At 32.0% G+C, this 26,175-nt stretch carries 18 protein-coding genes, 3 pseudogenes and 1 riboswitch; of the genes and pseudogenes, 2 read left to right on the forward strand and 19 right to left on the reverse strand.

Features of this window, described 5'->3' with window-relative positions; all coding sequences use genetic code 11:
• Positions 1-12: 12 nt before the first annotated feature.
• From GXK57_RS08810 to yidA, 15 genes and pseudogenes are all read right to left on the reverse strand, one after another.
• The gene (locus tag GXK57_RS08810) at positions 13-3,099 is read right to left on the reverse strand and encodes an ATP-binding protein (RefSeq protein WP_160674519.1); all 3,087 of its coding nucleotides are present in this window, start codon (positions 3,097-3,099) and stop codon (positions 13-15) included.
• 547 nt (positions 3,100-3,646) lie between these two features.
• On the reverse strand, positions 3,647-5,515 hold the full coding sequence (locus GXK57_RS08815) for an alpha-amylase family glycosyl hydrolase (RefSeq protein ID WP_160674522.1): 1,869 nt from the start codon (positions 5,513-5,515) through the stop codon (positions 3,647-3,649).
• The gene (locus GXK57_RS08820; RefSeq protein ID WP_160674525.1) at positions 5,487-6,557 is read right to left on the reverse strand and encodes a LacI family DNA-binding transcriptional regulator; all 1,071 of its coding nucleotides are present in this window, start codon (positions 6,555-6,557) and stop codon (positions 5,487-5,489) included. The genes GXK57_RS08815 and GXK57_RS08820 overlap by 29 nt, the downstream gene beginning before the upstream one ends.
• Before the next feature lie 110 nt (positions 6,558-6,667).
• Complete coding sequence (locus GXK57_RS08825) at positions 6,668-7,576, reverse strand: sugar ABC transporter permease (RefSeq protein ID WP_160674528.1); 909 nt, start codon at positions 7,574-7,576, stop codon at positions 6,668-6,670.
• Positions 7,577-7,621: 45 nt separating this feature from the next.
• Positions 7,622-8,512 (reverse strand): sugar ABC transporter permease, encoded by an 891-nt coding sequence (locus tag GXK57_RS08830; RefSeq protein WP_160674531.1) that lies wholly within the window; start codon positions 8,510-8,512, stop codon positions 7,622-7,624.
• A gap of 232 nt (positions 8,513-8,744) precedes the next feature.
• The gene (locus GXK57_RS08835) at positions 8,745-9,950 is read right to left on the reverse strand and encodes an extracellular solute-binding protein (protein ID WP_160674534.1); all 1,206 of its coding nucleotides are present in this window, start codon (positions 9,948-9,950) and stop codon (positions 8,745-8,747) included.
• Positions 9,951-10,143: 193 nt separating this feature from the next.
• Entirely contained in the window at positions 10,144-12,450 is a 2,307-nt protein-coding gene (locus GXK57_RS08840; protein WP_160674537.1) for an alpha-amylase family glycosyl hydrolase, read from the reverse strand.
• 295 nt (positions 12,451-12,745) lie between these two features.
• Entirely contained in the window at positions 12,746-13,405 is a 660-nt protein-coding gene (locus GXK57_RS08845) for an HAD family hydrolase (RefSeq protein WP_160674540.1), read from the reverse strand.
• A gap of 5 nt (positions 13,406-13,410) precedes the next feature.
• The gene (gene ribE, locus GXK57_RS08850; RefSeq protein ID WP_160674543.1) at positions 13,411-13,875 is read right to left on the reverse strand and encodes a 6,7-dimethyl-8-ribityllumazine synthase; all 465 of its coding nucleotides are present in this window, start codon (positions 13,873-13,875) and stop codon (positions 13,411-13,413) included.
• Positions 13,876-14,045: 170 nt separating this feature from the next.
• Positions 14,046-14,642: pseudogene (gene ribB, locus GXK57_RS08855) on the reverse strand (3,4-dihydroxy-2-butanone-4-phosphate synthase); the annotation flags it as partial.
• A 51-nt stretch (positions 14,643-14,693) separates the two neighbouring features.
• The gene (locus GXK57_RS08860; RefSeq protein ID WP_160674683.1) at positions 14,694-15,344 is read right to left on the reverse strand and encodes a riboflavin synthase; all 651 of its coding nucleotides are present in this window, start codon (positions 15,342-15,344) and stop codon (positions 14,694-14,696) included.
• A 34-nt stretch (positions 15,345-15,378) separates the two neighbouring features.
• A pseudogene (gene ribD, locus GXK57_RS08865) lies at positions 15,379-15,804 on the reverse strand (bifunctional diaminohydroxyphosphoribosylaminopyrimidine deaminase/5-amino-6-(5-phosphoribosylamino)uracil reductase RibD); the annotation flags it as partial.
• Between the two features lie 522 nt (positions 15,805-16,326).
• Positions 16,327-16,440: riboswitch (FMN riboswitch) on the reverse strand.
• A 60-nt stretch (positions 16,441-16,500) separates the two neighbouring features.
• Positions 16,501-17,205, reverse strand: a complete 705-nt coding sequence (locus tag GXK57_RS08870) for a hypothetical protein (protein WP_160674552.1) — start codon at positions 17,203-17,205, stop codon at positions 16,501-16,503.
• Between the two features lie 317 nt (positions 17,206-17,522).
• Positions 17,523-17,894 (reverse strand): FlxA-like family protein, encoded by a 372-nt coding sequence (locus GXK57_RS08875; protein WP_160674555.1) that lies wholly within the window; start codon positions 17,892-17,894, stop codon positions 17,523-17,525.
• Positions 17,895-18,236: 342 nt separating this feature from the next.
• Complete coding sequence (yidA, locus tag GXK57_RS08880) at positions 18,237-19,043, reverse strand: sugar-phosphatase (RefSeq protein WP_160674558.1); 807 nt, start codon at positions 19,041-19,043, stop codon at positions 18,237-18,239.
• Between the two features lie 309 nt (positions 19,044-19,352).
• Between yidA and GXK57_RS08885 the strand changes: the two genes are divergently transcribed.
• Positions 19,353-19,907 carry an AAA family ATPase gene (locus tag GXK57_RS08885; protein ID WP_128215506.1) on the forward strand — a complete coding sequence of 185 codons (555 nt, stop codon included), beginning with the start codon at positions 19,353-19,355 and terminating at the stop codon, positions 19,905-19,907.
• Positions 19,908-20,089: 182 nt separating this feature from the next.
• Here GXK57_RS08885 and GXK57_RS08890 read toward each other — a convergent pair whose 3' ends face one another.
• A complete protein-coding gene (locus tag GXK57_RS08890) occupies positions 20,090-21,682 on the reverse strand; it encodes a peptide chain release factor 3 (protein ID WP_160674561.1) in 1,593 nt (530 codons plus the stop codon).
• Between the two features lie 803 nt (positions 21,683-22,485).
• Between GXK57_RS08890 and GXK57_RS08895 the strand changes: the two genes are divergently transcribed.
• Positions 22,486-23,514, forward strand: a complete 1,029-nt coding sequence (locus GXK57_RS08895) for an acyltransferase family protein (RefSeq protein ID WP_160674564.1) — start codon at positions 22,486-22,488, stop codon at positions 23,512-23,514.
• A gap of 67 nt (positions 23,515-23,581) precedes the next feature.
• Here GXK57_RS08895 and GXK57_RS08900 read toward each other — a convergent pair whose 3' ends face one another.
• From GXK57_RS08900 to GXK57_RS08910, 3 genes and pseudogenes are all read right to left on the reverse strand, one after another.
• On the reverse strand, positions 23,582-24,241 hold the full coding sequence (locus GXK57_RS08900; protein WP_160674567.1) for a hypothetical protein: 660 nt from the start codon (positions 24,239-24,241) through the stop codon (positions 23,582-23,584).
• 170 nt (positions 24,242-24,411) lie between these two features.
• Entirely contained in the window at positions 24,412-25,557 is a 1,146-nt protein-coding gene (locus GXK57_RS08905; RefSeq protein WP_160674570.1) for an RNA-guided endonuclease TnpB family protein, read from the reverse strand.
• A pseudogene (locus GXK57_RS08910) lies at positions 25,535-26,158 on the reverse strand (IS607 family transposase). The gene GXK57_RS08905 and the pseudogene GXK57_RS08910 overlap by 23 nt, the downstream one beginning before the upstream one ends.
• Between the last annotated feature and the right edge of the window lie 17 nt (positions 26,159-26,175).

Below are 26,175 nucleotides of genomic sequence, written 5' to 3' on the forward strand. Positions count from 1 at the left end.
ACTTTGCACCTCCTACATCCTTGGCAATTTTATTTTCACCTTAGTATAACGTTCCTCTTCACTTTCTATATTGAATTCACTGCCTTTTATACTTTTAATTCTGTCATAAACATTTCTTATGCCAACTCCCTTTTTTCCTCCATCTCTAAGTAACTCTTCTATCTTTTCTTTTTCAATTCCCACACCTGTATCAAATACTTCTATAATTACCTTATCTTGTTCCTCATTTATTTTTATATCAATAGTTACTCCATCTTCCTTATTATATATGCCGTGCTTTATGGAGTTTTCTACAAGTGGCTGTATAGTAAGGGATGGTATCATGCAATTAGTAAGCTTTTCATCCACATCATATTTAACTGACACCAGCTCTCCAAATCTTGCTTTCTCTATTGCTACATAAGCTTCCACTAGGTCAAGCTCATTATATATGGTTGTAAATATGGAGTCCTTATCAATATCAAACACAGTCCTTAGATATTTGCTAAATTGAGCTATAAGACTAGCTGCTTTTTCACCATCTGTGTAGCAAAATGACATTATGGTACTTAAGGCATTGAATAGAAAATGAGGCTTTATCTGTGCATGTAAAAAGGCCATCTCACTACTTAAAGCCTCCCTGACAGACTTCTTCATATTAATTAAAGTTCTTACTCTAGCCTTTACCTCCCTTTCGTTAAAAGGCTTTTCTAAATAATCATTTGCTCCAGCCTCTAGTCCTAAAAGTATGTCATCACTTTTATGGCTTGCTGTAGTTATTAGAATTGGAAGCTCTATAAGATTATAATTTTCTCTAACCTTTCTGCAAATCTCTATGCCTGAAACCCCTGATAGCATTATATCAAGTATCATTACATCTACCGAATTGTCTAAAAGCTTTTTAAACGCTTCTTCTGCAGAAAATGCAATTAATACATTGTATCCCTCAGCAATAAATGCATTTCTCGCAACATATATGTTGGAAAGTTCATCATCTACGATTAATATAGTGAAATCATGTCCTTCTAACACATCTAAATTATTTTTTATATCCTCGTCTTCATCCTTTATTATAGGCTTTCTTATCAATATTTTTTGTCTCTGGTTAACCTTTGTAGATTGCTTATATGTAGGTATATGAAGAATAAATTGTACTCCAGAACTTTTCTTAGTATTACTAACCTCTAAAACTCCATTCATCACTTCTACCAACTGCTTTGATATTAAAAGTCCCAGCTCCAAACTACTTAGATTTTTCTGTTCACTAAATATATCTTCAATTTCATCTTCACTTAACCCCTCACCATTGTGCTCTAAATTGATATATGTCCTATCATTGAAGGTATTACTTGTAGCCTTTATGTATCCATCTTCTATGCTGTTAACACAGCTTTCTACAAGGTTATATAATATTTGTCTTATTCTGTTCTCATCAGCATAGATGAAGGTATTTTCCTTAACCTCATTAATTAAGTCTATTCTTTTTTTATCAATTAAGTATTTAAAAGTTCCAAAAACAATGTCTATGCATATTCTAAGATCTACCTTATTAAATTCAACTCTAAGCTTGCCGTCCTTCAAGGTGATAAAATCCGATATATCTCCAACTAACTTTGACATTCTGCTGGCTGCCTTATTTATAAGCATTATATCCTTTTTTTCTTTAGGCATATTGTTAAGAAATTCTCTTTGCATAAGCGAATGAGATATATTTATTATTCCGTATATTGGAGTCTTAAGCTCATGGGAAGTCTTAACCATAAACTCATCCCTAATTTTTTCAGATTTTATTAAGTCCTCCGAAAGCTTCGCTGAATTTCTGTATGTGGCAGCAAATCTGTACGCAAGCAATATAGCAGTAAAGATGATAAAACCCAAGAAGGAAAACGCTAAAAATATACTGTCTCCCAGCATGTTATTGTTATACACAATTGAGATAATCGGGAAAACCAATAGACATAACATGGATGCCAAAAATAGTACGCTGCTTTTTTCATCCAAGGTACCATAATCCTTCTTATAAAGGCATCTAATAGAATTTATTAGCACTATCAAAATTATTATCTGATTAAAGGATAAAAAAAACAGCTTAACTGATGAGTATACACTTAAAGGTGTCACAGTAACTAAAATTAAATATGGAATTGTTATAAAATAAACTAATTTATTCACTTTATCACTTAAAAAGGCCTTGTTCATGCTTCTAACAAAAAGAGCAAAAGGAATTATAACAGCAATTGAAAAAAAGTGTTGAAGTTTATAAACTAAATAGCCTAAATCGTTGTAAAAAACCTGCAATAGTATTCTCTCATTATTTGCGAGAACACATATGGATAGCATGATAAAAAAGAGTCCATTGTATAAGAAGCTTTTATCTATAAAATATTTGCCCATTGCATATATTGCTATGTGGTATACACCAAAGAGCATAAGTATCACTGTTCCAGATATATCTAAAGCATTTTGCATATCCACCAAGTCCTCAATTGCATTAGCTGTTCCAAAGGATATGCTATTAGAAATTCCTCCATTTATATAATCATAATTAGCAACTTGTATCACAAGCTCTATATCATACTCCCTAGGCACTTTTTTATATTCAGTAGCCATTCTGCTATTGCCTTCATTATAGAAAAAGATTGTATAGGGGCTATTATTAGCTTTATATTGCTTAACCTTGGAAGATACTACACCTCTTTGATCTAATAGCTTTCCATTTATATAAACTTTACTTGCCATCTTTATATTCTCAAGCTTTATACCTAATAGCTGAGGCTTCTTATCTGTTTTAATCATTAGCCTATAAGTAGCTACACCCTTACCCTTAAGCTTATTTTTGTCTTCCTTCCATAGTTCAGGAACATTGATTGTCTCTTTTTCTAAGCTGTAGTCACTAATTAAATCTATAGGCTCTAACAACTTATTTGGATATACCTGCCACCTTCCATCTAAATTAATAACCCTATTCTCACTAAGCTTATAATTTGATAAGTCAATATATCCATCAACAGCCACAGGAGGCCTTGCCGCCTGACTATTTATATTCATAATCATGAATCCAAGTATTAAAAAACATAATATGCTTATGATTTTCATCGTATCTTTAGTTATTTTTGTCATAATATCTCCTATTGTTATTTTATATATTGATGAACTGCTATATATAAAAATTGATTAGTATGTTTAAGCGCATTTATCTAAATTAAGTTATACAACTTCTCTTTACCTGATTTATTTATGTTACCAAGATATATTTTCTACTAAAGTGCGAAAATATATAGCTCTATTTTTAATATTGGCTATGTTCAATAATATTGTTGAAATTAAGCGGTCATGAAGGAGATGCTATATGAGCGAGTAATTAGCGCAAGCTCATCTAAGCATCGGATGACTGACCACTTAATTTCAACACAGTACTTTAACATAGGCTTAATATTAATCATCTCCAATAGTTATATGTATATAATAATTATTATTACTATATAGTTTATAATGGTTTTATGATTAATACAATATTGTCCATCACCTTTAATTTAATCTGGCATATGCTAACTACACAGGCTATAGCTAAATGATTACCTTTTAAATATATAAAGGCGTAGATAAGCAACTTTCAATTGCTTATCTACGCCAAAATTATTTTCTTAGCATACAAATGCCTATTAATCTATCTAAATATTACTTTTAATAGTGCTGATTCTTTTTTTGAAAGATGAACCTTGATGTAATCTTCAGTAAACCCCTTTACTATAAGAGCATTCGGTACAGTCTTTTCTATAATTTCAATAGTATCTGCTACACCAAGTCTATTCATAGGTATTTCTATGTCGCAGCTACTTTCACTTTGAGAGTTAACAAAAACAAATGCTTTTTTATCGTCAAATCTAGCAAAGGATAGGTAGTCTTCTGAAGCATCTAATATGGAAAAAGAACCTTCCACTAGTATTTCTTCTGTTTTTCTTAAAGAAATCATCTTCTTATAAAGACTTCTTATCTCTCTATCCCATTTATCCTCATTCCACTCCATTGGAAATCTGCAGCCACCACTGGTTCCTAGCTCACCTGAAAGTCCAACTTCTTCTCCATAATAAATGCAAGGTACCCCTGGAAATAAAAACTCCATCATTATTGCAGCAGCTACATCTTTCTTCTCTAAGGAAGGTGAATTATTTATTCTATGAATATCATGACTTCCTAAAAGATTAAACTGGAGAGCCTTCATCACATGAGGTAACTTTCCATAATGGCTCAGTACCTCTTCCTTAAACAAAGTACCACTTTGCTTTTTAAATTTTATATCTTTTATCTTCCAGCCTAAAAATACATCATCTTCCCCCAAGTACTTCCTCATTGGTCTCATGAAACCAAAATAGTTCATGGTCCCATCCCAAATATCTCCTTGAAGATACTTACTACAGTCCGTCCAGTGTTCGCTTACTATATAGGAATCTTCCTTAGTTTCTTTAATTTCTTTCCTTACTTCTTTCCATATGGAAACATCTTGCTGGAACTCATTTACCTTACCTACATTATGAGCTACGTCCATTCTCCAGCCATCTATATTATAAGGTTCTTCAAGCCACAGCTTTAGAACACTATCCTTTCCTTTGTATATGATGTCCTTTACTTCCTCACAATTATAATTTAAAATAGGAAGAGACTCCTCCCCACACCAGCACTCATAGCTTCCGTCATTATAAGTATAATAATACTTTTCCTTTTCTTTAAACCATGGATGGTTAATTCCTGTATGATTTATGGATATATCTAATATTATTCTTATACCTGCCTTGTGTAATGCCTCAGTTAGTTCCTTAAGCGCATCATTTCCACCAAAATGTTTATCCACGTTAAAATAATCAGTACAGTCATACTTATGGTTTGACGGCGCCTCAAATATTGGGTTTAAATATACAGCGTCTATGCCTAATTCCTTTAGGTAATCTATCTTCTTCTCAATGCCTTTTAAGTCCCCGCCGAAGAAATCAACGTTTCCTCCTTTTGGGTAATCATAAGGTTTCTCTCCCCAGGCTAATGCTTTAGTTTTAAAATTATTTAAGGTATATTCATCATCCTTTACATCATTGTCTCTATCCCCGTTAAAGAATCTATCCACGAATATTTGATAAAATATAGAATTTTTCACCCAGCTTGGCTGATTATATCCTGCTACAATCTTAAAATCGTATTCTTCTGAGATTATATAGTCATAAAGTCCTTTTTGGTTGTAAAAATAACAACTATCCTCAGTTGCCATTATAAAGTGATAATTAATAAAAGGCTGATTAATAAATAGCTCAGCTTTATAGTAAACAAAGTTGTGCTCCACTCTTCCCTTGTTCATTGGAAGAATAGATTCTTCTCCATTTCTCGTATATCTTAAATACACTGCTTTTATTGGATTAAGTACTGAAAGTCTTATACTGATCTCTATAGTATCCTTCAGATTGATATTTTCTTTACTTATAAATAGTTTACTTCCATCAGAAAAGACAGAAGCTTTCCAATCATCTACCGTCTTCCTCTCTAAACTCATATACTGACTCCCTTTCTATAAGTTCTACTGGTATTATAAATTCTCTTTTATTTGCTTCATTTGAACCTTCAGTTATCATCTGAACAACCTTTTCACCCTTACCGAATATATCTTGTCTTATAGTTGTAAGTTCTGGAATAAAGTATCTACTACTTTTTATATCATCAAATCCAATTACTGAAATATCCTTTGGAACATTAATCTTTTTTTTATGAAGCCCTTTAATAAGTCCCAAAGCCATAATATCGCTTATTGAAAATACTGCTGTTAGCTCATGTCTTTTTTCCTTTATATAATTGGAAGCATTTATTCCTCCCTCATAAGTAACATCAGTCTGTATAACAAAGTCTTCTCTAAGTTCAATATTATTTTCCTGTAAAGCTCTTTTATAGCCTTCAAATCTATTTCTATGAACTATGCTATGTTCAAGATTGCCAGATAAGAACCCTATATTTTTATGACCTTTCTCAATAAGGTATTTCACTGCAATATATGCACCTTGTTCATCATCAGTATTAATATAATAGAACCTATCATCAGTATTTTCTTGATCTATTACAACTACCGGTATATTTACATCATGAAGCTTTTTATATAAAGTCCCACTTATTGCTCCTAAAACCATAACTCCTATAAGTTCACTATCTCTTAAGGCATTTAAGCAATCTTCTTCATTCTCTATTCCAATAATAAGAGTACTAAAGCCTTTTTCTCTAGCGCCATATTCAACTCCACTTATAAACTCTTGATAAAAAGGGTTATCTGTAAGTACTGTTTTTTTATAGCTTTCCTTTATAGGTATTAGTATTCCTATTAACCTACCTTGTCTTTTAGCTAAATTTCTTGCAGTATTATTAGGAACATAGCCCAACTCTTCAATTGTATTTAGAATTCTTAGCTTTGTCTCATTGTTTACCTTTTCTACTCCATTAAGCACATAAGATACTGCAGCTATAGAAACTTTTGCTTTTTTAGCCACATCTTTTATAGTTACATTTTGTTTTTTTACTGCTTCATCCTTTAAGTTTGACTTTTCTGCCATGTCTAGTTCTTCCTCCTGTACTCTTTATGCTTCATGTTCTACCTTTAGGTATATGGATATCTGTGAACAAATCATTTTAAATGTATATATATTTTAAATTTAAACAGTAACTATCCTTTTACGCCTCCAACTGTAAGCCCAGAAATTAGATATCTTTGCAATACTAAGAATACTATTGTTATTGGTAGTGCTATTAGAAGTGCTCCTGCGGAAAATAATGACCAGTTTACCGCATAATCCCCTGCTGAAGATTGAAGATTGTACAATCCCATAGGCAGAGTGAAAAACTTTGGATCAGTTACAAAAGTAATACCAAAAATATATTCATTCCAACTTCCTAAAAATGCAAATAATGCAGTTACGGCTAAAGATGGCTTTGAAAGAGGTATTAATATCTTTAAAAACACATCCTTCCTGGAAGCACCATCTATAAATGCCGCCTCTTCTATCTCTCTTGGCAGAGTATCAAAATATCCTTTTATATTCCATATTGCAAATACTACTTGCCAACTTGTATATATCAATATTAGCTTAATTGGGCTGCTAATAAAATTTAACTTATCAAACAATCTATATATTGCTACCATAGCCAATATATTTGGAAATGCATTTAGTAATAAGAATAAAGATAGCCCAAATTTTCTTCCACGAAATCTAAATCTTGAAAAAGCATATCCACCTAATAATCCTATAGCAATACTTGCAACTGTTGTTACTGATGCAATAATTGTACTATTTCTAAGCCATATAAGAAAATCCCCTTGATTTATTATATTTATATAATTTGCAAGAGTTGGTTTTTCAGGTATTAACCTTAATGTGGAGGAAAACATAGTGTCAGTAGATCTTATAGATGAACTAAATATCCACAGAATAGGAAACACAGCAATCAATGTAGCTATGATTAAAATAAAGTGAGCAATGCCATGCTTTAACATTTGTTTATTCTTCTTTTTTATGTTTTTGGTTTTAAAGGTGTACGTTGATACCTGATCTTCAGTTAATATCTTTTCACTCATAAATCTCCCCCCTTATATAGTAAGTTTATAATCATACCAAACTCTCTAGCCATTGTATACCTCCTCAGCAGAATCAATCATTCTTCTTCTAAAGGAAGTAATTAAAAGTAAGATTACAAATATAATGAAAGAGAATGCTGCACTATAACCATAGTTGTAGTCTGTAAAAGCTTTGTTATATGCATAAGTTATTACTAAGTCGGTCTTTCCAGCCATACCTCTTGTCAGTAAGTATACTACATCAAACTGCTTAAAGGTAACAAAAAGTGTTATTATTATAGCTGGCAGCACTGCTGGTTTCATTAAAGGAAAGGTTATATATCTAAAGTTCTGGAATATACTTGCGCCATCCAGCTCTGCCACTTCATAATAACTTCTATCAATACTTTGTAGTGCTCCTAAACATACTATCATCATAAATGGAGTAGCAAGCCAAACATTTACTATTATACAAGCTATCATTGCTGTTCTTGGGTTTGATAACCACTCTACCCCATTAAGACCAATGGATTTTAATATTTGATTTATTGCTCCAAAATCATAGTTAAACATACCTCTCCATACCAAGGTTGATATATAACCTGGAACAGCCCAAGGCAATATAAGCATTGTTCTATAAAAGCCTTTAAACTTCAACTTTTCCATATTAAGTAAAAGTGCTAGTACAAGTGCCAATCCAACATGTATTATCATATTCAACGCTGTCCATACTATAGTTCTTAGTATAACCTCTATAAAACCACCATCCAAAGAAGAAAATATTTTTATAAAATTATCTATGCCTATAAAGGAAGGGTTGGCCCAGTGATACATATTTAAGTTAGTAAAAGATAGAACTATTGTATAGATTATTGGGTATATACACAGTGTAACAATTATTAGCATTCCCGGAGTTAAATACAGATACGGCAAAAAACTCCTTCTTTTCTCGTTCATTTATTAATACTCCTTTCTACAATAGGTTTTATGTATAGAAAAAACTAAGTCTTTTAACTTTTTTTCTTCTTCTAAAACTTTATATTCATTTTCTTACCACCACGAAGCTTAAGGTAAATATCCACTTTTATCTTATTTAAAGATGTACCTTAATCCTTTTTTACTCTAGATTACAGGTACACCTTTAAATATTTTATATTAAAAATTAGGGAGTATCATTGTAATGTATTATCTATTTAGCTGCCTTAACCTTATCTTCAGCATCTTTTTGTGCTTTGTCCAATAATTTCTTTACATCTGCATTCTTGTCTGTACTAATTGATTTTAATGCATTTGCTAATGGTTCCCAAACTGATGACATCTCTGGTGAGTTAGGCATTGGAGTAGCGAAATTTGCTTGCTCTAAAAGTTTCTTTGTTATAGGATCCTTAGTCATATCAACCTTTTTGTTTGACACCAAGTAACCACAGTCTAAAAGTGCATTAGCAGTTTTTTCTGAAGCAAAACTTTCTAAAACTTTTCCTGCTTCTTTTTTGTTGTTTGATTTAGCCATAACCATTGCTGCTTGAACCCCTAATAAAGGTTGAGCATTTTTCCCGGTCTTTGACACTACAGGTAACACCTCTATACCTAAATCTATCTTATCTATTCCTTTATATCCCTTAATTGCCCATGAACCATTTACTATAGATGCTGCTTTTCCTTCTTTAAAAAGTCCATCTACAACTTGGTAATCAACATTTTTGGGTAAGTACGCAGTCAAATCCTTTATAAAGTTCAATGCGTCTACTGTTCCCGGTTGACTTAAACCAGGAGCTCCGTCTTTACTTATAGCATATCCATTAAATCCATAAATCCATGGCATCATATGGTATCCATCAGATGTATTAGTTACAAATCCCCAGTTACCATCCTTTGTATTTTCCTTAGCTATTTTTAATAAGTCATCTGTAGTTTTAGGTGGAGTAGCGAGAAGTTTCTTATTATACATAAATGTTAAACATTCAAAAGTCATTGGAACTCCATAACTCTCTCCCTTATAAGTAACTGCTTCTACTGTATTATCTAAATGATCCTTCAATATTCCCTTATCTACAGCCTTTGATATAGGATCTATAATTCCCATTACTGAAAACTTACCTGTCCAATCGTTTGGTCCTATTATTAAATCCGGTAAGTCCTTACTATTCTGTCCTGCCACGGTAAGTTTTTGAGATAATTCGTTTTGTTTTACGAACTTAACCTTTATATGTTCACTTGTTTCTAAATCACTTACTGACTTCTTTAATGCATCTTCAACAGGAGTTTCTAGCTGATGCCACACTACTATAGTCTTTTCCCCACTTCCTCCATTTGTTGCTTTGCTATTGCTACCACATGCCGTAAATGTTGTCATTGTAGCTAAAGCTAAAAATACTGATAATATCTTTTTTTTCATTAATACTTCCCCCTATAACCATATTTATATGACGACTGCTCCAATTCTTATATGCTTTTATGTTATCAAGCCTTTACTTCTGTCAAAAGCTTATTTATAAATGAAGCAGTCTATATATTGTGATAACTTGATTAGTTTATTTTTATAAATATATTTCTTCAGTAATTACTCTTCTGATATAATGCTGTTCTTACTAGTTGCTCCAGTCGTAGATTGGCGTATCTAGTACTCCTTGTGTATCTGAAGAAGATGTTATTACTCTATTAACTCCTGATTCCCATACAGCTTTTCCTGTTGAGTCCTTCTTTATAAACTTGAACTCTATAGTCTTGCCTGCTGGAACACTTACTGGTAATATCCATTCTGGATATGATGGATTTAACATTCCTTCAGTACACTTATTCGAATCCCAGTTTCCAAGTTCAGGAATATTACCAACTATGTGTATACTATCTCCATAGTTTGTATTTGCTCTTACATGGAATATAACTTGGTTTTGATCTCCTGAAAGCACCGTATACCTGAAGGTATTGCTGGTTACTCCATTCTTAGTTACTGTTATATCTACAGGACCTGGTGTAGTATTAGGTACCTTTGCTGTGATTAATCCACTATTATTTGAAACCACTGTAGCACTAGTTGTTCCAAATTTCACACCTACAGTTCCATCTAAATTTTCCCCATAAATATATACTAGATTTCCTGGTCTACCCATAGTAGAAATTACATCACCTATTTTTGCACCACTTAATGTAGGGTTATAGCTCCAAACAGATACTTCACCTCCAGCTAAGGTAAATGCACCGCCTTGAAGCACACCATTAGTTACATTTAAAGTCTTTCCTCCACATAGTCCACCTAGGTAATCAGTATATTGACCATTAGGTATTCCTGCTAAAACACTTGAACTTACAGTAACACTCTTATCAGGTTGTCTATTTATTGCTACAATAACCTGTTTGTCATAATACTTTCTCTTCATAACGATTACATCATCGTTTGAGTAAAGTACTTCTGTAGTACCATAAGCTAATGCATCATTTTCTTTTCTCAATGCTGACATTTTACCTATTACTTTATAAGCAGCAGTTGATGTATCGAAAGCACTGGACTTTTCCATAAATACTCTTCCTGCTACATCACTTCCATCTGCTGGAGTAATATACTGTTCAGTTCCATAATATATGTTTGGAATTCCTCTTGAGCTTAAAAGTGCTACTAGTGCTGCATTATAAACCTTCTGGTTTTTTTGAAGGTATCCAAATCTGCTAACATCATGGTTATCCATAAATGTAACAGCTTGATTTTCATAAGAATAACCTGATTCAGTATAGCCAAGCATACTAGCAAAATCGCTCATGGGCTTTGTGAAGTCACCAAAGGCGGAATTTAAGCTTCTATAGTATTCAAAGTCTAGGTTATTAACTCCAGTCCTATCTGGATAACTCTTAAACTCATCATACTTATCTGATGGTCTTCCTATGAAGAATTCTCCGAACTGAGTTATAGGGCCTGTACTATCACTATCAACAGCATCCTTTAATCCTTTTACAAAGGCTGGATTCATATGGAGGGTTGCATCATGTCTTATTCCATCTATACCTTTTTGTTTCCAGAAAAGTGAAGCTTTTTCTAATTGATTTATTACTAAAGGATTTTCTTGGTTGTAATCTGCAAGAGATCCTAAGTCTTTGTATCTGTATCCATAAACACTTGAATCAGTTCCTCTATCACCTTTATTGTGGAAGAAGTTCTTAGTATCATTGTTTGGATCAGCTAATAGATTCTCTAACTTTCCATCTTTATTTATATCAACAGGCTCACCGTTAACATCAAAAACATAATTTCCATTTGCATCTTTATCCGGCTCGTAAACCTTTCCATCCTCAGCGATATTATTCATCGTAGGATTCTTTTCTCTGCTACTATGATTTGTAACAAAGTCAATGACAAGTTTCATATTGTTTTTGTGAAGCTCATCTCTAAGTCTCGCAAAATCTAGCATAGTTCCGAAGTGTTTGTTAGTTGTAAAGTAGTTGCTTGCATGATATCCATGAAAACTAGTCCAAGTATTTGTTGAACCGTCTGCCTGTTTATCATATATAGGCGTATCCCTATTTTCATAAGGAGCAGATATCCATACTGCTGTAACTCCCATCCCTTTTAAATATGGTATTTTATTTATGATTCCTTGAAAGTCTCCACCTTGATAAAGCTTCAGATCAACTCCGTCCCCTTTACCATCATTGTTTTTATCATCAAAAAGCTCTTTTGATGAAGGTATATTATTTGTTGTATCTCCGTCACTAAACCTATCAGTTATCACTTGATATATAACATCTTTTGATGTTACTGGGCCTAGTGGAGTAGAATTGATAGAAGCTACAGTTGTTGCGGCATTAGCAACTTCTGCCTTACCTACAGCAACATTGAAATAGATGCTTGAGGCAGTAGCCAAGCAGGTTAAGATTGATAAAATCTTTAAGTTTCTCTTTCTCATAAAATTCCCCCTTACTTTGGTTAAGCGTTTAACCAAATACCATAAAAATTAGTTAGTCGGTTAACCGATTAACTAACTTAAGTTTAACTCTATTTGTTATCGTTGTCAATATATAGAATTCGAAAACAGATTTAATTTTCAGAAAAATACTAACTATGAATTTATATTTTAACTATACACGGTAGATAGTCCTTATACCCAGAGATTGTATAGGTATCCTTTATGAAAACTTAATTTATACATGTTTGATAATACCAGCTTCCTAAAATTTTATAACATGTATAAATTAAGTCATCTATATTAATTTTCTTAAATCTGAAATATCATTTATGATTATATCAGCATCTTCTAACTCTCCAGACAAGCCAAATCCATAGCTGCATCCTATTGTAAATATTCCATTCTTTCTTCCAGCCTCTATATCCTGTTTTCTGTCACCTACTATAAGCATGTCATTCTGGTAACTTTTCTTTACAATATTTAAAATCTCATACTTTGGTATATATTTATACTCCTCGGAACATGCTAACTCTTCAAAGTAATCATCTAAGCTAAAGAGCTTTTTGTGACAATCTCTGTAATAGATCTTACAATTACTTATAAAGACCAGTTTAATACCTTTACTTTTAAAGTATTCTAAGGTTTCTATAGCACCCTCATATAGCTCTGGTTTTCCAGCCTCAATTAAGGATCTCATTTCTTCAGCTATGATTTTACTAGCCTTATCTCTTAGATTGTCACTAAGATCCGGCATAAATTCTCTCCACATATCACTGGGGTTGAAACCAAGCCAATAACTTATTTCTCTGTCTGCCCACTGCCTTTCTTCTGCATACCCATTTTCAATGAGAAAGGCATATGCTTTTCTAAAAGCTGGACCGTAGATTCTTATGCTATTGTGCAAAGTTCCATCATAATCGAAGAAAATTGTTTTTATATTTTCAAATTTGGCCATATATTTTACTTAAACTCTCTAAGAAGATTTGCCATTTCTATGGCTGTAATAGCAGCATCATAACCCTTATTTCCTGCTTTTGTACCAGCTCTTTCTATGGCTTGCTCTATGCTATCAGTAGTTAATACCCCAAATATTACTGGAACCTCTGTTTCTAAAGATACACTTGCTATGCCTTTTGAAACCTCACTAGATACATAGTCAAAATGTGGAGTTGATCCTTTTATTACTGCTCCAAGGCATATCACGGCATCGTATTTATTTGATTTAGCTAGTTTCTTAGCTATTAGTGGTATCTCAAAAGCTCCTGGAACCCAAGCTATTTCTATTTCACTTTCCAAAGCTCCATGTCTTTTTAATCCGTCTAGAGCTCCTGACAAAAGCTTTCCTCCTATAAACTCGTTAAATCTTCCTACGATTATCCCAAACTTTAAACCTTGTGCAATTAACTTTCCTTCATACATTTTCATACTTTCTTCCTCCTATTTTTTAACACCTTTTAGATTTTAATTTCTTAATTAAGAATAGAATATTTATTTGATCTTACATTCTTATAACAAATCTTTTAATATTTTTTCTACTATAGCCATTGCTAATCAAACGTTTCATACGACTAAACTAACAATTACTATATAGATTCTCTATATTTTATTAAATCAGCCACTGTTATAATTTTTAAATCATGTAATTTTACAAACTCCATAAGGTCTGGTACTCTTGCCATAGTACCATCTTCATTCATAATCTCGCATATAACTCCAGCGGGGTACAAACCTGCAAGTCTAGCTAGATCAACAGCAGATTCAGTATGACCATTTCTCTCTAATACTCCACCGTTTTTAGCCTCTATTGGAAATATGTGTCCTGGCCTTCTCAAGTCTGATGGTTTTGTATCTGGATTTAACACTTTTAAAACTGTAGCCGCTCTTTCATAGGCAGATATACCAGTCGTTGTTTCTATTGCATCTATAGAAACTGTAAAGGCAGTTTTATGAGACTCAGTATTTTGTGGTACCATCTGGTTTATTTCAAGTTCCATTAATCTTTCTTTATTGACTGGCATGCAGATTAAACCTCTAGCATACTTAGTCATAAAGTTAATAGCTTCAGGAGTAACTTTTTCAGCCGCCATTAACAAATCGCCTTCATTTTCTCTATTCTCATCATCTACTACTACAATCATCTTTCCAAGTTTTATATCTTCAATTGCCTCTAATACTGTATTGAACTTACTCATTTTAATATTCCTCCAAACTATTATTTGCAATTTATAAATGGATCTAACTCTCTAAGCAAAGCCATTCTCTCTTAAAAAATCCATACTTATATCTTCCTTCTTACTAGCCTTACTGTTAATACCTAGAATTTTTTCAACGTATTTACCTATAACATCACACTCTAAATTCACTTCATCACCAAGCTGCTTGCTTAAAAGAGTTGTCATGGACTTAGTATGAGGTATTATGGAAACTCTAAATGAAGTTTTATCTACATACGCTACAGTGAGACTCACTCCATCTATAGCAATAGATCCCTTTTCCACCACATACTTAAGTATAGTTTCATCTGCTGATATGGTTATCCACACTGCATTAGCTTCTTCTAAAAACTTTTCTATCTTTCCTACTCCGTCTATGTGACCACTAACCATATGTCCGCCTAATCTATCACTTAATCTTAAAGCTCTCTCTAAGTTAACCTTACTTCCTCTTTCAAGATCATTAAGATTACTTCTTCTCATAGTTTCTGCCATTACATCTACGGTAAACTTACCATTGCTAAATGAAGTCACTGTAAGGCATACTCCATTTGTACATATGCTGTCTCCAAGCTTCACTTCATCTAATACTGTTTTAGCTGCTATTGTTATTACTGCTGATTTTTCTGTTTTATCTATTTTTTCAACAGTTCCTATCTCCTCTATTAGCCCAGTAAAAATAATCACTCACCTCACTTTTACTTTAAATATCTTTGGATATATAGTTTATAAACTCTTCATTAAGAGCTTTTGCTTCCGTTTCCATTACACCTAAAATAACTTCTACGCCATTATCTCTCAAATGTTTTATGCCATTCCCTGATACTAAGGGATTTGGGTCTTCCATACCTATAACAACTTTTTTTATGTTTTTTTCCACTATAGCCTTTGCACAAGGAGGGGTCTTTCCATAATGTGAGCACGGCTCTAGATTAACATACATGGTTGCACCACTAACATCTTCTGACGCACTTTCAAAAGCATTTATCTCTGCATGATTGCCTCCATAAACCATATGATATCCTTCTCCAATAACTTTCCCATCCTTCACAATCACAGCTCCCACCAGTGGATTAGGGCTAACATAACCGCTACCCTTTTCTGCCAGTTCCAATGCTCTCTTCATAAACTTGACATCCATAAAAATCACTCCAGTCACTTATTTATAATTGGCGGGCTTTAATTTTCTTCTCTTTAACACAATTAATTTATAAACTTTATTTAGTTTTCCATTTATTCAAGTATAGATGTACCCCTTGGCTATAAAATTTTTACTTTCAGCCTCTTCTTTTAGAAATCAGACAAGCTTTAATAAAGATTTTATATTGAATGGGAACTCTATAATCTTTTAAGAGAAAAAAATTAAAGCCCTGAGAAATAAATTTCTCAGGGCGTAAAATACTCACTTTATCTATTAATGACTTCACAATATATTTATAAACACAAAATATTTTCATGCTTAAACATAGATGTACCACCTCATATTAAGATTTATATTTTCAATCTCTCCTCTTATAACCATGAGGGGCTTTGAAAATATATTTCTTATTGAAGTGGTACATCTTCAAAAGCAAAATAGATTAAATAAATCTATAGTTCTCAATAAAAATATAAATTACTGTGTCATTTAAATATATAACTACTCATATTAATAAATTACTCTATTAATCTTCTTCTATCCAGACTTTACTGTCGGCCTCGGAGTCTCACCGAATCTGCCTTACGGCTCGCGGGCTATACCGCCGGTAGGGATTCGCACCCTGCCCTGAAGATATTTATTTAATTTTTTTCAATATAACACTACTAAAATAATTTGTCAACCAATTAATCAATATGATTACTTTATTGCAAAATATGTTTTGTCTTCATCCTTTATGCCAGTAGCCTCAAGAAGAAAGGCTTTTGTTTGAGTAGGTATCATCGTTGCTAGTTGAACTTTTTTACTCTCACCAGCTTTTAAAAAGTCATGACTATTATCTTCTATCTCTAAAACTGGTATTCCAACTATAGCCTTATTATCATACTCAATAGCATTTCCATCAATGGCATGAACCCCAAATTCAGTCATATTATATTGTCTTTTTGCTTCTTTTGGTACACTAACAGTAGCATCAATAACCACAAACTCAAACCCCTCACTAAGCTTGTCGAACTTAATTCCATTATCTCCGCTATTATACTTATCTACCATAGCTTTAGCATCATTTCCACGTGTTATTTTCTCAGCCTTCATAGAACATTTCTGAACCTCACTTGAATCATCCCCTGAATAAAGATATATTAATCCATCTGCATTCAATTCAATTGGCTTTTCCACTGTTCCTTTCGCTAATGTACTTATGTCAACACTAGAATTACTTTCAGCTTTATTGTCGCTTTTATCTTTATTTTCCTTATTCTCTGATTTATCAGAAACCTCTGTTTGTTTATTGCTGCTAGTGCTTGTGTTTTTCTCTGTATTAGCTTTGTTACTTCCACAGCTAACCATTAATAAGCTTACTACTAATACAGAAATTAGTACTTTTATCCTTTTGTTTTTCATAATCCTTATCCCCCTATAAAACATTATTCACTTTTATAATATATATTTTTACATTATTTCATATTTAATTAAATTTTCTACTTAATTATACATTATTATTGATAAAAATACAATTTATCCTATGGTATTATTATGCTTTAGTTATAAAATTTTCATTTGTCCATAATTAATGTACAAACTGAGACAAAAATTATTTTTTCTAAGAGTATCTGTAGTAGTATATAAACAAAAAAGCATGCATAAAAGTAGATTATTCTATGCATGCCTTTATCATATAAAGAATTTCTGTAAATTTTTAACACTACTTATTGTTTATATTATGCCATTACATCTATAATATTTCCAGTAGGATAATGAATGGAAGACTTGGATTTTTCATCATCCTTATCTTTTGAAATTACTTTTGACACTTGACCATTACTTGAAGTAACACTTTCATTATCGTTAGATGTATTTGCTTTTTCTGCTTGCTTTTGCTGGATTTCAGCCTCAATCTGTTCAATCTGAGCTTCAATAGTTTTTACTTGCTGCTGTTTTGTCTTTTCATCTTCCTTACTTGCATTAACTTTTTGTAGTTGACTCTCTAAACTTGCTTTTTGCTTCTCAAGCTGAGATACCTCATCACTGCTGCTGTTGCTACTAAAAGAAGCAACTGCTGTAGTTGATGATGACACTGACGAAATATTCATAATATCTGCCTCCTACCTATAATGAGTTTCTTTTCCCCCTCATTATGGCATAAGACTATGTTTTCTTTATGTGAATTTCCCAAGAAAAAGACAAGCTTTTTATTATCCGTCCTGTGTATATAGCGAACATTTATGGAACTTAATTTATACTTATTATAAAACTCATGCTTCTGTGGATTTTATGGCACGTATAAATTAATAGTTGAGTTAGGATTCCAACCCTTTAGCATTAATTACAGCTTCCTAGCCAGCAAAAAATCCTAATCAGTTCCTCACTAAACTGATTAGGATCTTCCATGGTCTAAAAATACTTTTGGGCTATATTAAATAATATTGTTGCAATTAACAAGCTAATATAAACTTTTCTATTACTTCAGCAACACCATCTTCTTCGTTTGTTGAAGTTACATAGTTAGCTACTTGTTTTACTTCGTCAAAGGCATTGCCCATAGCAACTCCAAGACCAGCAAACTCTATCATATGAAGGTCGTTACCAGCATCACCTACACATATTACTTCTTCTTGCTTAATACCTAAATGCTCTGCAAGAGCTCTTACACCTTCTCCTTTATTGCTTTCTTTATTTAAGAATTCTAGGAAGTATGGTGCACTTCTTACAACTGTGTATTTTTCATATACTTCTTTAGGCAATCTTTCTATAGCAGCTTCTAGTATTTCAGGCTCATCAACCATCATTACCTTAGCAATATCTTCTGCCGCTGAAACCTCATTAAAATCTACTATTCCTACCTCAATACCATTTATTGTTGCTTCAACTTCAGTATATTTGCTCATCTTTGGAGTAATGCAGCCATTATCAGTGAAGGCATGAATATTAAGTCCTAGTTCTTTACTTAGGTTGTACAAATATCTTAGGTCGCTTCCCTTTAATACAGTTTTACCAATAACTTCTTTAGTTTTTGTATTTTGAATCATTGCACCATTAAAACTTAGTACATATTCATTTTCACCAATTAATTCTAATTCTTCTAAGTATCTAGTCAAACCTTGAACAGGTCTTCCAGAAGCAATAACTACTTTAACGCCTCTCTTTTTAGCGCTTTTTATTGCTTTCTTTGTCATATCCGAAATTGTTTTATCTTCTTTTAATAAAGTACCATCCATATCTATAGCAATTAATTTATACATAAATCTTCTCATCCCCCGTTATGTTTTTACGACTTTATTATACCATTGATTAAGTTATTGTTGGGTAATAATAATATGGTATTAGATAAAAATATGTACATTTTGTAACGATTACACTTATTTTATTGTGTTCTACAGTGTATTAAGTTATCTGAATATTTCAAGTTTAACTATGGCTATTATTAACCAAAGTCTTCCTTTTACTAATCCTTCATTGAAATGCTTGTCTAAAACTGCTATAATAACTTTGTTTTCATAAAATTCGGATTCTAAAAGTATATTAGAATAATTTATGCGGGGGTTTGCAAAATGCCAATTAGAATTGCAATTCTAGGTGGTCCTAGATGTGGAAAAACCACATTAATACAACAATTATATGTAGATATGAAGATTAAAGGCTTGAATGTAGGTGCTGCAACTGAATATAGTACTGAGTACCTTAGAGAAAAAGGAATGATTGAATCTATTGCAGAACAGTACGGTATTTATTTAGGACAAAAGAATATAGAAGATTCTCTAAATGACTTTGACTATGCAGTTACCGATTATGCTACTTTTGTGCCTTATATATACGGCCGTTTCATGCTCGGTGATAAAAAAAGAACAGTAAAAGATAAAGAGATATTAAAGGATTTATACTCACTTGCGCTTAAAGATTTGGACAAGTATGATCATATCTTCTTCGTTCCAAGAGAGTTTGGATATACTAAAGATGGCGTAAGATGGCAAGACGAAACTGCAGCTGAGGGTATAGACCTAGCCATAAAGCAATTTTTAGACTCAGAAAACGTTAATTATCAAGTTATCGAAGGTAACACAAAGGAAAGATGCGAAAAAATACTATCTATCTTAGACATACAATAAAAAGGTTTTGATAGAGTACATATTTTCTTATTTCATTCTATACTTTCAAAAAAGCACTAACTTCTCTACTTCAAAGAAAAGTTAGTGCTTTTTATTGTCTATGAAATTATATTTTTTCTTAGCTGAAGAAAGATCGCTTCAGCGACTTTTTTACTGTCTAGTCTATATTTAGTAGCTATAGATTATTCTGTTTTACCTATGTCTGAAAGTATCAAGCCCTTATTGTGATCAAGTGCCCAGCTTATGCCCCAGTCATTTTGGAATATAAGAAGATTTCTATCTCTAAAGTCTTTAACCTTCTTAGTATCTGAGGTTAGGTTTAACTTATCAACATCTATATCATCATTTTCTATCCATCTTACATATCTATAAGATGATCTATCCATCTTTATATCGACATTGTATTCGCTCTTTAATCTATATTCTAGAACTTCGAATTGAAGTACACCTACAACTCCAACTATTATCTCTTCCATTCCAACATAGAATTCTTTAAATACTTGGATAGCCCCCTCTTGAGCTATTTGGCTTATTCCTTTTATAAATTGCTTTCTCTTCATGGTATCCACCGGTCTTACTCTTGCAAAGTGCTCAGGAGCAAAGGTCGGAATACCTTCAAATTTGAATTTTGAAGAATCAAAGCATAAAGTATCTCCTATTGAGAATATACCTGGATCAAATACACCTATAATATCTCCAGCATATGCCTCATCAATTATTTCTCTATCTTGAGCTAAAAACTGTTGAGGTTGTGTAAGTTTTATCTTCTTTCCACCTTGTACGTGATTAACTTCCATTCCTTTTTCAAACTTACCTGAACATATTCTCATAAAAGCTATTCTATCTCTATGAGCCTTATTCATATTAGCTTGAATCTTAAATACGAAAGCTGAGAAGTCTTCCTTAAAAGGATCTATTTCTCCCTTACTTGATTTTCTTGGAAGTGGTGATGATGTAAGTTGTAAAAATTCCTTTAAGAATGGCTCTACACCAAAGTTAGTTAGTGCTGATCCAAAGAACACTGGTGAAAGCTCTCCAGTTCTAACCTTTTCAAGATCAAAGTCATCACCTGCTATATCTAAGAGCTCTATATCTTCCATAAGTTTAGAATGAAGTGCTTCTCCTAGAAGGTCCTTAAATACTGGATCTGAAACATCGCCTTCTACAGCATTAACTTCTGTCTGTCCATGATTGCCGCCATTAAATACTTCGATCGAATTGTTATTTCTTGCATAAACTCCTCTAAAGTCTTTTCCTGAACCTATAGGCCAATTCATAGGATAGGACTTTATTCCAAGTTCTCTTTCTATGTCTTCTAAAAGCTGAAATGGATCCTGAGCTTCTCTATCCATCTTGTTTATAAATGTGAATATAGGAATACCTCTTAAGGAACAAACATGGAACAGCTTCCTAGTCTGATCTTCCACACCCTTTGCAGCATCAATTACCATTACAGCACTATCTGCAGCCATCAAGGTTCTATAAGTATCCTCTGAGAAGTCTTGGTGTCCTGGAGTATCCAATATATTTATACAGTATCCATCATAGTTAAACTGCATAACTGACGACGTTACTGATATACCTCTTTGTTTTTCTATTTCCATCCAGTCAGAAACAGCATGCTTAGATGCTTTTCTAGCCTTTACAGAACCGGCAAGTCTTATAGCACCTCCGTATAATAGAAGCTTTTCTGTAAGTGTAGTTTTACCTGCGTCAGGGTGAGAAATTATAGCGAAGGTACGTCTTTTTTCTATCTCTTCAATAAACTCTGCCACTGTTAATCCTCCTTTATTAATGAACCGCATAAACTCTAAAACTTTATGCAAGTACCGAACTTCAAAATCGATTTTATAAAATATTGTAGTTATCTTTCATACTCTACTAAATATTACATTGGTTCACTCTCCAAAAAAGGTCCAAGCCAAAATAGCAAAGACCTCTATTTAAACTGAATTTTATTCATATCTATATACTTAACTCAAAACAAGCTAATTATAGCAATTTACAGACAATTTTTCAACAAATATAGAGATAAAGTTTCAAATCCTATATCATTGTGCTATTTAAAACAAAATCTATTAATAACTTAAGGCATCGCTTAGTAATTCTTTGTAATGAATATGGTAAAAAATCATAGTATAATATTGTTCCATTTTTTATTGAATAATGTGTTATAGCAACTTTAAGCCATATGGCATCACACAAAGCTTCACACAGTTTCACACAATGATAAACTTTTTTTTAAAGATATCAGAAAACTGCTATTACACTGCTTTTTTGTGCTAAAATAGTTTTTGTTAAAAGAATATTAACATTAAGGCTTTATCACTCCAATTTAGAATATAAACTTTAGGCTCTGTAAAAGTGCTGTATTGGAATTGAACTGTTACTCATTATATTTCAATAATATTAAATATGACGAAGTTTTAAAATGAATTAGTATATTTACAATAGACTTACATAATTTTTAGAAAGATATTAATTAAATTTTGATTGAGAGCCACTATACAAAAATTATTATTGCTTTAATTTTGTAATTAAATCTAGGTGGTTCTTCTGAAAGTAGGAGGAGTTAATTATGGACAACTCAAAAAGAGTGGACTACCTTGATATTGCAAAAGGCTTTTTGATCATTACAGTAATTCTCTGCCATAGCGATTTTCCTTTCGCTCAATATATGTATTGGTTTCACATGCCTGCATTTTTTATAATTAGTGGATTATTGTATAAGGACAAACTTAGTCTAAAATCTCAGGCGGTTAAATTTTTTATACCATATACAGCATTTTCAATTATAGATATGATTTTAACCTTTATGGCAAGCCCTCAGGACTTATCTCTTGCAAACATAATCCATTACAGTTATGAACATATATATGCTGGTAAGATGATGCCTGGTGTATTCTGGTTTATACCATGTCTATTCCTTACAAAGGTTTTATTCCATTATAGTAAAAAGTTTTTATCCACTCCAGCACTTGTATTAATAATCAGCGGATTATATATTGCTGGTCATGCATTTGTTTTAGCTACAGTTCCTGAAAATGTAGTGGATATAACTCCGGCAAATTATATACCTTGGAACCTAGATGCATTAATGATTACCTTACCATACTATGCTATAGGCTATTACTCAAAGGATATATTAAGATTTGCAAGCAGTAAAATAACTTTAATTGTAAGCGGAATCCTTGCAATAAGCTATCTAAGATTAAATACAGTTTTTCAAGTATATTATTATATGAATATAAAGTACTCTGAGTTTAGATATTACTTTTTGGATCTTCTAGTACCATTGACTTTTACAGTATTTATAATCTCTCTAAGCTACCATTTAAGTGAGCTAAAACAGTTAAGTAGGATATCAAGCTTCTTTAAGTTTGTTGGTTCAAACTCACTTATTATTATGTACTTGCATATACCATTAAATCATTACTTTGAAACGGTATTTACTTATAATTACGTAATATTCACCCTAATAGGACTATTAATTCCTCTAGGCTTAGGGGTATTAATAAGTAAAAATGAACTGGCAGGTTTCATTTTTAAGGGTATTAATATATCATCATCATCATCAAAAAATCACTCAATGGGATTTGCTCATTAAATCCCATAAATGCTAATGAAAAAGGCAGAAGCGTTTTTCATTAGCATTTTTTTCGCCTCTACCTTTTCTATTCAAACTTTTTAATTCCACCTTTTGGTACATGCAACTTATAGTAAAATACATCTACATTTTTACCTGAGTAATCTCCTGATGTGGCTTTATAAGTCCTTTTAAAGACCTCTACATATCCTGTATTCAAATTATCTTCTTCACTTACATTGCACTGTAAGGAGCTTATCTCCATATCGTAAGATTTTTCTCCTTGATTCTCTACCTCAAATCTATAATAACTTTCATCTTCATAAGTAAAGGTACCTGCATAATAGTTGTCGGTTTTTACTAAATTGTATTTGTTATCTAACTTTTCATTAAAGGCACTAGTAGCATCTATTCCTAAGTACTTAAAATACTTTTCTCCTTTAAAAAAGTTATTATCACTTTTAGACATTCCAAATATAAATACTGCTAATATTACTAAACCACCAAATATAGCTAAGAGTATTCCTGCTAGCTTTAAAGCTTTCAAATCATCTTTTGAATCACCAGCAAACTTCTTATTCATGGATGGATTCTTGACTTTCTTATTAGTTTTTATCAAAGACTCATTATAAACCTTCTCCTTTTCTTTGGATATAGATTTATTATTGAATCTTGAATTTTTTATTTTTGAAGGATTTTTGGGAGCTTGGTATATATTTTTATTTATGGCGGGTTTATTATCATCCATAATTATTTATCCCGTTACATAAAATCTACTAAAATCTAATATTTAGAGATTTATTCCTTATTCAACGCAACCTGTTTTGTCATAAGACTACTCCAGTTTGATATGTTGCTCCAAAGGCTTAAAATCCTGCGTAACGCACAGTACATATCAGCACTATCTTGTTAGTGATATTATGCTGATTTTTTATACCTTGAAAGATTTATTGATGCATTTTTGTCCCTATCCATCCGAGCATTACATGATGGACAAACAAAAACTCTGTCTTTAAGTTTTAAATCTTTCTTTATTGCTCCACAACAAGAACAAGTTTTGCTTGAAGGATAAAACCTATCTGCCTTTACAAATTCAATGCCATTAAATTTACTTTTATATTCTAAGATACTAATAAACTTATGGAAACATTGTTCTTGTATAGCCTTTGATAAGTGTTTATTTTTAAGCATCCCCTTTACATTTAAATCTTCAACAACTATTCTGCTTGGCTTGGTTTTCACTATTTCAGTTGTTGTTTGATGAATATGATTTAAACGTATATTTGAAAGCCTTCTTTGAATAAGTTTTAATTCTCTTTCGAGTTTTTTAATATTATTAGTTTTAGTAAATTTATAACGGTTTTCACCTTCCTTTCCTATTCGAATTTTTCCATCTTCATATTTTCTTGAAACTTGTTTCTGCTTTCTTTTTAACTTCTTTTTTAGTCTTTTCACTTCTTTAGCTTTGTTAATATTTTTAAATGGTTTATCTATATTTGAAACTATTGCTAAATCTTTTAATCCTAAATCCACACCTATTGATATATCTGTATTTTCTGATATAGTTTCTTCTTTTTCTATGCCTATAGATATATACCAAAACTTACCGTCAAAACTTATTCTTGGATTAATATATTTAATATCTGTAGGTATTTGCTCTACTGTTTTAATCCAACCTACTTTTTCAATTAATACTAAATTTTCTTTAACCTTTAGTTTATCTGTATCATTATAGAATGAAGGTTTGCTTTTTCTTCTGCTCTTAAATCTTGGTTTATCGGCTAACCCTTTAAAGAAATTTTTATAAGCACTACAACCATCTTTTACAGCCTGTTTTGCTACATTATTAGATACTTCATTAAGCCAGTTAAGTTCTGATTTCTTTAAAATAGTTAATTCTTTTCTTAAATCTCCATCTTTTATATACTTGCCACCATTTTTGTGATTTTCTTCTTGTCTTGCAAGTGTCCAATTATAAATATATCTTGCAGTACCAACAGACTGCCATAATTTTTGTTCTTGCTCTATATTCGGAATAATTCTAACTTTCTTCGCCAGTATCATTCTCTAACAGCTCCTTAATCATTTTCTTTGCTTTATTGGCTCTTTGCCTTGCAACCTACAACTAAAAACTGTAACAATTTGAATTAAATCCTCAACTAATTCCTGTTCTTCTGTTTTTTCAGTGTTATCTATGATTTCGATATCAGTCCCATACTTATTACATAGATTTTCTATTATTTCAAACCCAAATCTCAGCAACCTATCTTTATATAGAATTACTATCTTTTCAACTTCTGAATTGGTTATCATATCCACCAATTGATTTAATCCTTTTTTATCGTAATTTATTCCACTTACTATATCAGTAATAACATCAAATGAGTACCCTTTAGCAATCATGTATGTTTTAACATTTTCAACTTGTCTTGCTAAATCATCTTTTTGTTTATTACTTGATACTCTACAATATCCAATTACTTTTTTAGTTCTCTTAACAAGTGGCACTTGCCAAAACTTGATTAATTTGTTGTTCAGAATAATAACGGTGTCCACCTTCTGTTATATGATGTGGTTTTAACTTTCCTTCATTATCCCACAATCTTAAAGTTTGAATACTTTTTCCCACTAATTTTGAGAATTGACCAATTGTATAATACTTCATGCTATCACATCTTTACA

The sequence above is a fragment of the Clostridium sp. C8-1-8 genome (assembly GCF_009928445.1).
In the GTDB taxonomy this organism is placed as follows: domain Bacteria; phylum Bacillota; class Clostridia; order Clostridiales; family Clostridiaceae; genus Clostridium_AR.